8 protein-coding genes are annotated in these 13,712 nt (G+C 34.9%); 7 read left to right on the top strand and 1 reads right to left on the bottom strand.

The features are described from left to right. Window positions 1-11: 11 nt before the first annotated feature. Together PQ463_RS06935 and PQ463_RS06930 are read left to right on the top strand one after the other, a co-directional pair. On the top strand, window positions 12-1,472 hold the full coding sequence (locus PQ463_RS06935; RefSeq protein WP_274256939.1) for a SusD/RagB family nutrient-binding outer membrane lipoprotein: 1,461 nt from the start codon (window positions 12-14) through the stop codon (window positions 1,470-1,472). 267 nt (window positions 1,473-1,739) lie between these two features. Then, window positions 1,740-5,588, top strand: coding sequence for a M43 family zinc metalloprotease (locus tag PQ463_RS06930; protein ID WP_274256938.1), 3,849 nt, complete (start codon window positions 1,740-1,742; stop codon window positions 5,586-5,588). 417 nt (window positions 5,589-6,005) lie between these two features. Here PQ463_RS06930 and PQ463_RS06925 read toward each other — a convergent pair whose 3' ends face one another. Continuing rightward, window positions 6,006-7,217 (bottom strand): M24 family metallopeptidase, encoded by a 1,212-nt coding sequence (locus PQ463_RS06925; protein ID WP_274256937.1) that lies wholly within the window; start codon window positions 7,215-7,217, stop codon window positions 6,006-6,008. Window positions 7,218-7,424: 207 nt separating this feature from the next. Between PQ463_RS06925 and PQ463_RS06920 the strand changes: the two genes are divergently transcribed. The 5 genes from PQ463_RS06920 to PQ463_RS06900 all read left to right on the top strand — a co-directional run bounded on the left by PQ463_RS06920 (window position 7,425) and on the right by PQ463_RS06900 (window position 13,642). Further along, window positions 7,425-8,705, top strand: coding sequence for a S28 family serine protease (locus PQ463_RS06920; protein WP_274256936.1), 1,281 nt, complete (start codon window positions 7,425-7,427; stop codon window positions 8,703-8,705). Window positions 8,706-9,046: 341 nt separating this feature from the next. Continuing rightward, window positions 9,047-9,649 carry a murein L,D-transpeptidase catalytic domain-containing protein gene (locus tag PQ463_RS06915; protein ID WP_274256935.1) on the top strand — a complete coding sequence of 201 codons (603 nt, stop codon included), beginning with the start codon at window positions 9,047-9,049 and terminating at the stop codon, window positions 9,647-9,649. A 218-nt stretch (window positions 9,650-9,867) separates the two neighbouring features. Continuing rightward, complete coding sequence (locus tag PQ463_RS06910; RefSeq protein ID WP_111376580.1) at window positions 9,868-10,893, top strand: NAD(P)-dependent alcohol dehydrogenase; 1,026 nt, start codon at window positions 9,868-9,870, stop codon at window positions 10,891-10,893. 367 nt (window positions 10,894-11,260) lie between these two features. Next, entirely contained in the window at window positions 11,261-11,767 is a 507-nt protein-coding gene (locus tag PQ463_RS06905) for an acetolactate synthase small subunit (RefSeq protein WP_274256934.1), read from the top strand. 93 nt (window positions 11,768-11,860) lie between these two features. Further along, window positions 11,861-13,642 (top strand): mechanosensitive ion channel family protein, encoded by a 1,782-nt coding sequence (locus PQ463_RS06900; protein WP_111376582.1) that lies wholly within the window; start codon window positions 11,861-11,863, stop codon window positions 13,640-13,642. Window positions 13,643-13,712: the final 70 nt, after the last annotated feature.

Raw genomic sequence — 13,712 nt, 5'->3', positions numbered from 1 at the left:
AAAATATAGACATGAGAATTATAAAAACAATATTTTTTGCTGGAGCTATTCTATGTACAATAGCTTCATGCGATAACCTGGACAATATGAATCAGGACAAAAAAGGTTATGAAACAGCGGTACCCGCAGCATTAATGACTAGTGCTCAAGTAAATTATGCTTATTTCTTGACTAATGCTTCTGTTAATTCGAACAATTTCAGAGCTTATGTTCAACATTGGTCGACTTCGACTTATACAGATGAAGCTAATTACAATCAGGCAAAAAGAAATCTAGGAAGCAATCATGCTGTATTGCTTTATAGAGATGTATTACAGGATTTATCAAATGCGCAAAAACAAATCAAAGAAATAAAAGCATTAGGTCCAGTAGAAGAAGCGGTGCAAAAAAATCAGTTGGCAATTCTTGAGGTACAAATTGTAATGACGTATCAGACATTGGTTGATTTGTTTGGAAATGTAGCGTATACCGAAGCTTTAGATATTAAAAAGTTCCCTCTTCCAAAATATGACGATGCTAAAACAATCTATTTGGATTTAGCTTCCCGTTTGGATGTAGCTATTGCAAATTTAGATACCGCAAACGCAAGTTTTGATAAAAAAGCAGATTTAGTTTTTCAAGGAAATGTTGCTAAATGGAAAGTATTGGCAAATAGCGTAAAACTAAAAATGGGTTTGCATCTTGCTGATGTCGATCCTGCAAGAGCAAAAGCTATGGTAGAAAGCGCTTATAGTTCTGGGGTAATGAGCAAAGAGGCAGATACGGCTTTGTTTCAGTATTATTCGTCAGTAATAGATATGAATCCGTTATATGATAGTTTGGTAAATAGTAGCCAAATTAACATAGCAGAGTTTTTTGTTAATGAATTAAATGCAAAAGAAGATCCAAGACGTGATATTTTCTTTGATCCGGCTTCAAAAATAAACGGTAAATACAAAGGTGCTCCATATGCTCAGCTAGTTAAATATGTAGATTATTCAAATACAGGACTCAGGTTGAGAAAGGAAACAAATCCAGGAGTTATATTCGATTATACAGAAACCTGTTTTTTACTGGCAGATGCGGCAAGCCGAGGCTTTAGTGTAGGGGCTGATGCTGCAACCTATTATGCAAAAGGAATAGAAGCTAGCATGAAATTTTGGGGAGTTTCTGATGCGAATATCCAAACTTATTTAGCACGTCCTGATGTTGCTTTTGCTACAGCAACAGGAACAGACAAGCAAAAAATTGCCTACCAGCTTTGGATCGCTTACTACAATCGTGGTTTTGAAGCTTGGACTGAATACAGAAGGTTAGATTATCCTATACTGGTAGCGCCTCCAACAGCGGTGCAAGAAGCAAATGGTAAAGTTCCAGTTAGAAATATTTATTCCACATCAGATAAAACGTTGAATGCAGCTAATTATGAAGCAGCTTCAACAGCAATAGGGGGAGATTTAATGACAACGAAGATTTTTTGGGACAAATTTTAATTTTGAGTTAGTTTAATTTGTTTTTGAGCCAGCACTTTTAAGTGCTGGTTTTTTTTTGTTTTATAGTATTTGTAAGGGATGACGGATGTTTTTTAGTTAAGTCGATTGGTTTTTGATTTTAATATTTTATTATAAGTATTTTTTGATTATGTGTTTTTTTATGGTTAAAAATATGATAATTATGTATTAATTCTGAATAAAATACTATCAGAAAGATAGAAGCTTCTGCGGTAATTTTGATCAATTACTAATGAAAAACCTAAACAAATGAAATTAAAATTACTAATCTGCTTTCTGATTTTCAGTTCAGTGAAAATTAGTGCACAAGGTCTGCCTTGTCGGACAAGCGAAGAAAATGAAAAAGTGTACCGGAATAACCCTCATGCACTTCAAGAGAAAAAGAACTTTGATGTTTTCAGTAAAAATTTTGCAGCACAGCGTAAATCTTCTACAGCAAAAACGGCTGCAGTTACTACTTACACAATTCCAGTAGTATTTCATATTTATGGTGATGTACAAGGCGGAAAAACGGTAACCTACGAAAAGATTGTCAATCACTTAGCTCAGCTTAATGATGATTTTAATGGGCGTAACGCAGATTATCAGACCGTTGAATCTTTTTTTCAAGCACGCCGCGGAACGCTGAATATTGAATTTAAGCTTGCGAAAAAAGATCCTAATGGTGGTTGTACGACAGGTGTTGTTTTCCATCCAACTAAAAACGGTTACGGAAACGGTGGAGGCTACGATGACCAGATTGCAGCTGATGCTTGGGACAACACCAAATATATGAATGTCTATATACAGAATGATTTGTATAATGACGGCGCTACAAATAATTCAGGTGTGGCTTGGTATCCAAGTTCAGATATGACAGCAAACAATACAGCTCGTGTTGTTTTCAACGGAGCTTATTTGTATGATAACTCATATAGCAAAGAATTCTCAGCAACGCTTACTCACGAATTTGGTCACTTTCTTAATCTGATTCATACTTTTGAAGGAGGTTGTACAGGAACTGATGAAGTTTCTGATACTCCTGCGGAAGACGGAAAACATACTTTAGGCTGTACTCCAGGAACAAATTGCAGTGGCGATAAAGTAAATTTCGAAAACTACATGGGATATAATGGAGCACAAGGTTGCTATAAAATGTATACACAAGGTCAGATTGACAGAATGCTCGCTGCTTTAGAACACCCTGCGAGAAAATCTCTTTGGCAAGCACAAAACTTAATTGATACAGGTGTTAATTCAACAGGAAGTACGCTTACTGCATCGGCTGTAGCTTTTAAAGAAGCGATTGTAAATGACGGTTCTTTTGATACTTCATCCATAATCAAATTAAACGGAACTAAAACTTTTGCGGTTTCTTCTGGAACAATGACAGCAGGAACTCATTTTACACATACTTTTCCAGCAGGAATTACACCTGTACTTACTGTAAACTCCAACAATCAAATTACAGTTACATTAACTGGAAAAGCAACAAATCATGCATTAAGCAACAATACATCTGGTGGAATTAGTTTTTTACCAGCAGCTTTTGCAGGCGGAACAGCTGATTTATCTTGTACTTCTTTATACTTTAATTTTAAATTCTCAGATCCATACGGAATCTTCTTTGTTGACATGCCAGATGTTACGGTTTCGTCAGCATTGACATGGAAATATTTTGAAATCGCAAAAGGAGATGATCGTGCATTTGGAGGCTGGCGTTATGCGGCGAATGCTTTAAAAATTGAAACGTATGCAAAGAAACTAGTTTGCGAAACGGGTACTAGAAATATTTCATTATTGAATGCAAACACAGCAGTTGGTCCAACAAGCAATATGACTGCTCCAGGTGCTTATCCAAATCAGTTGGATTTAAGAACAGCGAGTTATACAGCTTGGGATGGAAAAACTGGTTATGTAGGATTTGATTATTTAATGGATGGTCTTACCTGTTATGGATGGTTTAAAGTAAAAGTAAACGCTGATGGTGACGGTTATACAATTTTGGAATATGCTTATAATACAAAACCGAACACTCCAATTTACACAGGAATGACCGATAAAACGGCAACAACTTTATCACCAGAAACATTGTATGAAGCTGAAGTAAATGACGGAAGCATAACTTCAACAGCGACAATTGCTTTGAGCACTAATAATGGCACATTTACAAAAAGCAGTGGGACTTTTACAGCAGGAACCGATTATACAATTACAGGCGTACCAGCTGGTTTAACCGCTGTTTTAACTCTTGAAAGCAATTCTAAAACGGTACTTTCTTTTACAGGAAAAGCAACGGCACACAATACAACAAACGATGCTGTTATTACAGTTACGTTTAAAGATGCAGCCATTACAGGCGGAATAGCGACTTTGGATACCGCTACTAAAACAATCAATTTAAAATTCGATGCGCCTTACGGAGTGTTTTATGTAAACAATCCAGATTATACGGCCAATGCAGCATCAACTTGGCAGTATTTTGATATGGGTATTGGAGACAATACGGAGTATGGAGCATGGCAATATGCGGCCGCAGCTTTAAAAATAGAAACTTACGGAAAAAGACTGGTTTCCGAAGCGGGAACAAGAAATATATCTTTCTTATCACAAGGTACTTCTATTGGAGCTTCTAGTAATTTTGCTGCACCTGGAGCATATCCGAATCAATTAGATTTGAGAACAGCTACTTATACAAATTGGGATAATAAAACAGGATATGTTGGTTTTGAATATACAAGCAGGGGACGTGTTTGCTACGGATGGATGCATGTAAAAGTAGAAGCTGGCGGAGTAGGGTATACTGTGTTGGATTATGCTTATAACACCAAACCAAATGAGCCAATTTTAGCAGGAGTGCAAACAACAAATACAGTATTGGCTCCAACAAATTTAACAGCAACTGTGACTAATTTACAAGCTGTGCTTAACTGGACTAATAATGCTACAAATGCTACAAATGTAATTATCGAAAGAGCAGGTTCAGATGATGTTTATGCTGAAATTGCGACACTAGCTAACAATGTAGCTACTTATACCAATACAGGTTTAACTGCCGACAGCACTTATAAATATAGAGCTAGAGCAAAATCAGGTGCTGATTATTCTGCTTATTCAAATGTGGCTACTGTGACAATTCCTGCAGCTCCATTATGCAGTGCGCAAGGAACAAACGGTTATGAATATATAAGTTCTGTAGCAGTAGGAAGTTTTGTAAATGCATCAGGAAAAGAAACAAACGGTTATGCAGATTATACTTCAAAAGTGATTACTTTGAATCCGAATGCAAATACAAGCGTTACTTTAACTCCTGGTTTTAGTGGTTCTGCCTATACAGAATATTGGGGAGTTTGGATTGACTACAATAAAAACAATCAGTTTGAAGCATCTGAAAGAGTAATTAATAATGTTTCATCAAACGCTGCAGTAACTACAAGTTTTACACCTGCGTCATTTACAGGTACTACTAAAATGAGAGTTGTGATGAAATATAATGCTAATCCGTCTTCAACTTGTGGAAATCTAGGAGATGGTGAAATCGAAGATTATACGGTTCAAGCAGGAACTTCTGTTCCACCAAATCCAGCAACTTTAACAATTCCAGCTAATCTTGGAAATGCAGGTGTATATTCATCAGGGTTTTATGCTTCTTGGGCAACATCTACAGATGCTGCATCTTATGAAGTGCAATTGAATACTTCTTCTGGATGGACATCCGCAGGAACTTCTACAACATATTATTTATGGATTCCGAAACAAGGAACTCAAACCGTATATGAATTTAGAGTAAGAGCAATAAATGGAACGGCTTTTAGCGAATGGAGCGCTTCTCATACAATTGATCTACAATCTGGAAGTGCTGGTTTGCCAGGCATAAATACAAATACGGCAAAGGCATTCACAATGTATCCAAACCCAGCTTCAGATGTTGTAAACTTTACTTTTGAAAATATTGATATCAATAAAGTTAAAGTGTCAATTTACAACAGCACAGGTCATTTGGTAGATACAATACATAATACAACCGTTTATTCTCTTAAATATTTAAATAAAGGAGTTTATATTGTTGTGGCTACAGATGGTAAGTTTGTAGAAAAGAAAAAATTATTGGTTGAATAATAGTTGATTTAGTTAAAAATGAAAAAGGGCTGTCTACGAAAATGGACAGCCCTATTTTTTTTACCCTTTATTAATGATTTAATATTTCGCCCGCCGGGGCTTTTTTATATTTGGAAATTGTATTTTTTCTATAAATATTTTGCTTCTCCGAAGCATTTAAAATATTAGAAAAAACTTTAGTGGAGTGGATATTTAATAAAAATCAAATTTAAATTTAAACATAGCCAATGGTTTCAACCATTGGAACACAAAGAGAATCACCAGATGTTCAAAAGCTTCAGAGAAGCATAATATTTATAGAATAAAACATCATTAAAGATCAGAAAGCTCCAGAGGATCGACATATATCTAATAAAAAAAGAGCCATCTTAAATAGAATAGCTCTTCTGAAAATATTGAATCAAAATTATTTTAACCTTATAAACCGAACGGATTATCAATGCTCTGCATTGGCTCGGTAAACCATTTTGGACCTTCAGCCGTCATATAAAAATGATCTTCATGACGAATACCAAATTGACCTGGCATACAGATCATAGGCTCGTTGCTAACTACCATTCCTTCTTTCAGGATAGTTTGATTTCCTCGTACTAAATATGGATATTCATGAATATCTAAACCTGTTCCATGACCCACGCGGTGTGGCAATCCTGGAATTTCGTAATCTCCGCTTAAACCTGCTTCTGCCAAAACTTTACGAGCGGCATCATCTACAGAACCACATGTTGCTCCAATTTGAGCGGCATCAAAAGCTGCTTTTTGAGTTGCTTTTTCAAGATTCCATATTTTTCTGTGCTCGTCACTTGGAGTTCCGTATACATAAGTTCTAGTGATATCAGACAAATAGCCTTCTAAGCGACATCCTGTATCAATCAAAACTACATCATTGTCAACTAAATTTTGAGGAGCAGTAACTCCATGCGGATACTGAGAATCTTCTCCGAAAAGAACAATACAGAAATAAGAACCAGATGCAATACCAGCCTTAATATGTGCTCTATGAATGAAATCTACAACTGTACTTACTGGAATGCCCGGATATAATATACTGGCAGCTGCTTTTTGAACCACCATAGTAATATCTTTCGCTTTTTGAATAATAGCAATTTCATTTGCTGACTTATGCATTCTGCAACCTGCTGTTATCGGTTGAGCATTTACAAAACTAAAGTTTGAATTCGCTTTTGAGATTGCATCTATTAGAAAAAAAGCAGCCGATTCATCCAGCGCAATATTGCCATCAGTGATATTTTTATTTTTCAGAATATTGCCAAACAATTCAGAAGGGCTCTCGTGTTCTTCCCAGAAATTTAGATTTCCTTCAATTTTCATGAAAGTCTTAAAAGTTCCTTCTTCAAATTTTGGAACAATATATTCAACCGTTTCATCTTCAAGAATTATGGCGCCAACCATACGCTCAGACGGATTCCATTTTGTTCCTGTAAAATAATACAGATTCGTTCCAGCATTTACATAAAGCGCTTTGCAATTTTGTTCTTTCATTAAAGAAACTGCTTTTTTGATACGCTGTTTGTATTCTGGAAGCGCTATTGGTACAACATCAAGTGTCATGTTTTGTATTTTTCCTAATTCGATATCTATAGTTGATCCGCCAACTCCAATTGCCATTTTTTATTTTTTAGGTTAGTATTTAATTATAGTGTAAATTATAAAATTGACGCAAAGTTCAATTTTTCAATAAAATTAAAGGATTATTTTTATTTTGTCCTATGTTAATGTAAACTAGATAAAATATTACATTTTAAGGGTAATATAATATCAGTTTTTGCTGGATATTGCGCTTACTTTTAAAATTTTAAAATAACAAGATTAAAAATGAATCGAAAATCCTTTATTATTACGCTGTTCTTTCTTTTCCTCAACATTTTTGCAGTTTCTGCACAGGAATCTTCAGCAAATCTACAGCAAAAACTGACTGAATTATTCCCAAAAGCCATCATAACGCGAATTGATAACTTAGAAAATTATACCGAATCGTATCAAATAATTTTAGACGAGCCTCTAGATCACAAGCACCCAGAAAAAGGAACTTTTCAGCATTATATTTATCTTTCGCATTTAGGTTATGACAGACCAACTGTAATTGAAACTCACGGCTATAATACCGAGAATATTAAGAGTGAAGTAAGCAGTCTTTTACAAGCCAATCAGGTTGCGGTTGAATATCGTTTTTACGGAAAATCAAGACCAAACCCAATTCAATGGGAATATTTAACCAATGATCAGGCGATTGAAGATTATCATAACATTGTTACTAAACTGAAAAAAATATATTCAGGAAAATGGATTTCAACTGGAATTAGTAAAGGAGGAGAAACATCCTTAATTTATAAATCAATCTATCCAAACGATATTGATGTGGCAATGCCATATGTTGCGCCGCTAATTAATACTTGCGAAGATCCAAGAACTATAACTCACACAAGAACTGTTGGAACGGAAGAATGCAGAGCCAAAATAACAGCTTTCCAAAGAGCTGTTTTACAAAATAGAGAAGCTGTATTGGAGGTTTTTAAAGAATATGCAGCGGAGAAAAAAATGCAATTTACAGAAGTTCCTTTCGCGGAAGCATTGGAATATGCTGTTTTAGAATTTCCTTTTTCGTTTTGGCAATGGGGAGGAAAATGCGATGAAATTCCGTCAGTAAACGCCTCTGTAAAAGAGCTTTTCGATTATTTGAATAAAATTGTTGGAGTAGGAACTTACAATGATAAAATGTCGTTTGTGTATTTGCCTTCTTATTACCAGCATTTAAGCGAATTGGGGTATTATGGTTTTGATCTTGAACCGGTTGCCGATTTGTTAACTATTGTAAAAAGCAGTTCTAACGCGCGATTTGCTCCAAAAGATGTTGTGATTAAATACAATCCAAAATACATTAAGAAAGTGCGTAAATATGTTGAGAATAAAGGGGATAAAATTTTATATATCTATGGAGGTTATGATACTTGGTTCTCATGTTCTCCAACGCCAAAATCGAGTGTTGATGCACTAAAAATGGTACTTCCGCAAGGAAGCCATTCAACCAGAGTAAAACATTTTTCTGCGGAAGACCAGAAATTAATTATGGAGACATTAAAAAAATGGCTTAATTAAAAAAAAGAAAGCAACAGATAAAATATTATATTACTAATTGCGTTTATGTTTCTAATAATTTTTGTCAAGTGAAATTTCACTTGGCAGAAATTATTTTTTTGATTTATTGATGAAGAAAAAAAGTCCGTAGCTAAAAACGGATAATATTAACAGTGGATGTAGCATTTCAACATTAAATCAGGTATTTTAATCGATTATTAACAGATAATATTGTTGTTTTCAGATATTTATAATATCTTTAACTTATGATATGGGAATTGTATAACATTTGTGTATAATTTTGCAACAGAAAATTATCAATGATCCCAAGTCATAACTATTAACTTAACATTTTGCCGGATATGAGAGTATTTTTATTGGCACTGCTTTTTTCCTTAAGTTCATTTGCTTCATTAAGTATGAGGGACGAGGATGAAATTTTAGACGAAGTCGAATTCGCAAGACTCACTGAGCATGTGAATGAGATTAAGGCTTTTACGGCGTCAAATCACAAGTATAGCAACAAAATTGCTTTTCTTGTTGATATGAAAATTAAATCAGGAAGAAATCGTTTTTTTGTTTACGATCTAGAAAATAATCAAATTCTTGATCAAGGTTTGGTTGCACATGGAAAAGGATCTGAAACTGGAATAAAAGGCGACATTTTACAATTTAGTAATGCTCCAGAATCTAACTGCACTGCACTAGGAAGATATTCTGTAGAAAAACCATATAAAGGTATATTCGGAAAAGCTTTCAGACTTGCTGGATTGGACGAAACGAATAATAATGCTATGAAACGTGCTATCGTATTGCATTCTTACAAAGAGGTTCCATCTGATGAAAAAGAATACTATATCATCAATAGCCACGGCTGTCCGATGGTTAGTCAAGAATTTTTGGGTAGACTTTCAAAATATATAGAAAGTACAAACTCTAAAATCTTATTGTCTGTTTATTATTAAATAGTAAGACCAAAATATAAATAAAAGAAGAGAACTTAGGTTCTCTTTTTTTTGTATTAATAAATTAGATTTTCATTTTTTGCTATATCTCAAAATCATAATCATTTTCTATAAATGCTCTTATTAGCAATAAATTAGGATAAACTTAACTTGTGTGATAAAACTTCTAAAAGATACAAGTTGTAAATTAGTAGAATAGTAATCTAAAAGTTTATTTTATGAAAGCAGTACGTTTTTTTGGACACAAAGATGTCCGCGTTGTTAATGATATTGAAAGACCTGTTCCTAAGGGTGATGAAGTTTTGTTAAAAATTGGCGGAGCTGGTGTTTGTCACTCAGATCTGCATATTATAGATGAAGGAACAGTCGTTGGAACCGTTTTTACATTAGGACACGAAAATGCTGGATGGATCGAAGAAATAGGAGAAAATGTTGAAGGTTATAAAAAAGGAGATGCAGTTCTTGTATATGGTCCATGGGGCTGTGGGCACTGCAAACCTTGCCAGCAGTCAAAAGAAAATTATTGTGATCATCAATCTGAACAAGCTTATGGTGGCGGTTTAGGTTTAGACGGAGGTATGGCCGACTATATGCTGGTGCCGTCTTCTAGACTTTTAGTACCCATTTACGACTTAGATCCTGTTATTGCAGCTCCATTGACCGATGCTGCGCTTACGCCTTATTCTGCGATAAAACGTTCGCTTCCTAAATTAATGGCTGACGAATATGTTGTAGTAATTGGTGTTGGGGGATTAGGCCATGTTGCATTACAGATATTAAGAGAAATAAGCGGAGCAGAAATTATTGCCTGCGATGTGACAGAAGATAAATTGGCTTTTGCAAAAGAATTGGGCGCGGCTTATGTAATTAATTCTAAAGATGCCGATGCTGCAGAGCAGATTCAGAAAATTACTGGAATCAAAAAAGCCAAAGTAGTGCTTGATTTTGTTGGAGCAACTTCTACGATAGATTTAGGAACAAAAGTAGTGAGCCTTGATGGAGATCTTACTATTGTTGGTCTTGGCGGAGGACATTATCAATACAGCATGAATGGATTGCCTTTTGGGGTGAGCATGACCAATCCGTATTGGGGATCTAGAACGGAACTGATGGAGGTGGTTGGTTTGGCAAGACAAAAGAAAATTCATATCGAAATTGAAAAACATAAACTTGACGAAGCCAATGAAGTGTACGATAGGATGCGACAAGGAAAAATAAAAGGAAGAGCTGTTTTAATACCTTAAAAATAATAGTAACAGATTAAAAAATAGCTCTATATTTGCGACATCAAATCAAGGAAATGAAAAATAGTATTAACATCGCTTCAATTATTATCACAATTATCATTCGATAGTAGTGAAGGGGGTGTTATATAAATAAGTAAAATATACAGTTTAGAAAACCTCCCTTTTAAGGGAGGTTTTTTTGTTTACAGCAAGTATGAAAAATTCAATTCAGAATAGCATTATTATTTCAATTATCATTATTCGTATCACATGACGAGTCAGGATTCTATTGTCTATGCATAAAAGCCTTTCTCAGTCAAATGTGAAAGGCTTTTTTATTTCCAATTAACCCATTCAAAAAAGAAGCACAAATAAAAATCAAGAAATGAAAAACGAATTTACTCTTACCATTTATTCTGAAGATCAATTAAGATTAATCACGAGACTGAGCTCAATGTTTATAAGAAAACAAATAGTCGTTTTGAGTCTTAATATGTCTATTTGCGAAATAGATAAAATGTACAGACACACGATCGTAGTAAATGAAACTTTAGATACTGTCATAAATATAGCAGCACAGATAGAGAAAATTATTGAGGTTTATAAATGCTATTATCATCTGAATGAAGAGATTGTTTTTAGACAAACCGCTTTATTTAAAATTCCGACCGCTTTATTGATGGAAAACATCAATATGGAATTAATGCTTAGGGAAAATGATCTTAAAATTTCAGAAATTCACAAAGAGTATACGATATTGCAAGCTACAGGAACAGACAATGAAATTGAGGTTTTAACCAAAGAATTAAATTCATTAGGATTGATTGAGTTTGTTACAAGTTCAAGAATTGCTCTTGAGAAATCTAATAAGGGTTTTTGCGAGGAAATTTAAAGAATGACGTGATTCTGTTTTTTCTTACGGAAACCTTGCTGTTTTTCTTCAATATTTAGTATTTTTAATAGTCATTACTAAAGCAGATAGAGTATGGTTTCAGGTACAAAACGGATATTGTTTTTTTTCTTGTTGAGTTTGACTTTTTTAGTCAACACCAATACAGCCGAAGCACAGCTTTTAGGCGCAGCAAAGACAACCGAAGAGCCAGTTAAAGTTCCAGATGATTCATTAGGAAGAAGAACACCTCAAGGAACAGTCAACGGATTCATCAAAGCACTGGGCGATCAGAATTATCTGCGTGCCAGTCAGTATCTTGTTCTGAGCAAACGTTCCTATCGTAAAACAGCTGAAAGAATAGAAATAGCAAAGACTTTTCAGAAACTTTTGGATCAGGGAGGTAATTTTTCGCCATCATCTATTTTAAGTAATAAAGAACTAGGACGCTTAGATGATAATCTGACAACCGGTATAGATTTGGTTGGAAATGTATCTACAGATAAAATAGACATACAGCTTTATTTAGAAAATCAATCAGATGATAGCGAGCCGGCATTATGGCTTTTTTCTGCAGAAACAGTAGAAGCAATTCGTGGAGCAGATATTAGCGGAGAAAAAACTTTTTTAGATAGGGTATTGCCTAAATTTTTAAAAGATAGAAAATTAGGAAATGTTCCAATTGGCCACTGGGGAGTGGTGGTGGTAATGGCAGTTGTCACTTACTTATTGTCGAGACTTCTTATTTTCGTACTCATTTTTCTAATTCAAAAAGTGTGGAAGAAAGCAGATACTGAAAAAGGAACCGCAATTATAGATGCTTTTACATTGCCAGTTCAGATGTATCTAACGGTGATTTTATTCGTAGCTTTTACGCAGCGAATGGGAATTTCAATAATAGTTCGTCAGCGATTTAGCATAATCATAATCACGATCGGAATTGTAGCTTTTTTGATCCTGCTTTGGAGAATGACCGATTTTGTGAGTATGTATACTCGAAGCAGAATGAACAATAGAGGACGTGCTTCTGCAGTGTCTGCGGTTTTGTTTTTAAGCCGTACGATGAAAGCCGCAATTGTCGTTATTGGGATTATTGCACTCTTGGGAATTATTGGAGTTGATGTTACTGCAGGACTTGCCGCACTGGGAATTGGGGGGATTGCCTTGGCTCTTGGAGCGCAAAAAACAATAGAAAATTTTGTAGGAAGTGTAAGTCTTATTGCAGATCAGCCATTGCGTGTTGGAGATTATTGCCGAGTTGATGATATAAAAGGAACCGTAGAAGCAATCGGAATGCGCTCTACAACACTTCGTACACCAGCCCGTACTATTGTAACAATTCCGAATGGTCAGCTTTCGGCTAGTAAAATAGAAAATTATGCACATCGTGATCGCTTTATATTCAATCCGATTTTTGGTTTTAGAATGGAAACCACTCCAGATCAAATGCGTTATCTTTTAGTGGAATTAAAATCTTTACTGCTTGCGCATCCTTCGGTTATAAATACTCCACCAATAGTTCGTTTTACGGGTATTACTGCCGATGCATTAAAAGTTGAGATTACGGCTTATATTGAAGCAATAAATTTTGAAACATCACAAGAAGTTCAAGAGGATCTTTTACTGCGAATGCTTGATATTATTGAAAGCAGCGGCACGTCTTTGGCTTATCCTTCACAAACACTTTATATGACTAGGGATACTCCGGTTTCTAATGAAAAAGCGGAAGCAGTTGCTAAAACTGTTAAAAAATGGAAAAAGAATGGTGAATTACAGCTTCCAAAATTTGACCCAAAACGTGTAGAAGAATTAAAAGGAAGTATAAAATATCCTGACGAAGGGAGTTTTAATCCTGACGATGAGGAAACTTTGTTGTAAAAAGAATAGACTGTTTCAAAAAGATAGATTTTTAATTGGAACGAAATATTCTTTATATGTAAAACCCCAG

It is taken from the genome of Flavobacterium sp. KACC 22763, from assembly GCF_028736155.1.
GTDB lineage: Bacteria > Bacteroidota > Bacteroidia > Flavobacteriales > Flavobacteriaceae > Flavobacterium.
Note: the sequence above shows the minus strand (reverse complement) of the source record. Positions and strands in the feature narration are given on the sequence as shown.

What these genes read in the sequence shown, in the direction of transcription:
- PQ463_RS06905 (WP_274256934.1), top strand. Translation starts at nt 11,261, where the DNA reads ATGAAAAACGAATTTACTCTTACCATTTATTCTGAAGATCAATTAAGA.
- PQ463_RS06915 (WP_274256935.1), top strand. Translation starts at nt 9,047, where the DNA reads ATGAGAGTATTTTTATTGGCACTGCTTTTTTCCTTAAGTTCATTTGCT.
- PQ463_RS06910 (WP_111376580.1), top strand. Translation starts at nt 9,868, where the DNA reads ATGAAAGCAGTACGTTTTTTTGGACACAAAGATGTCCGCGTTGTTAAT.
- PQ463_RS06900 (WP_111376582.1), top strand. Translation starts at nt 11,861, where the DNA reads ATGGTTTCAGGTACAAAACGGATATTGTTTTTTTTCTTGTTGAGTTTG.
- PQ463_RS06925 (WP_274256937.1), bottom strand. Translation starts at nt 7,217, where the DNA reads ATGGCAATTGGAGTTGGCGGATCAACTATAGATATCGAATTAGGAAAA.
- PQ463_RS06920 (WP_274256936.1), top strand. Translation starts at nt 7,425, where the DNA reads ATGAATCGAAAATCCTTTATTATTACGCTGTTCTTTCTTTTCCTCAAC.
- PQ463_RS06935 (WP_274256939.1), top strand. Translation starts at nt 12, where the DNA reads ATGAGAATTATAAAAACAATATTTTTTGCTGGAGCTATTCTATGTACA.
- PQ463_RS06930 (WP_274256938.1), top strand. Translation starts at nt 1,740, where the DNA reads ATGAAATTAAAATTACTAATCTGCTTTCTGATTTTCAGTTCAGTGAAA.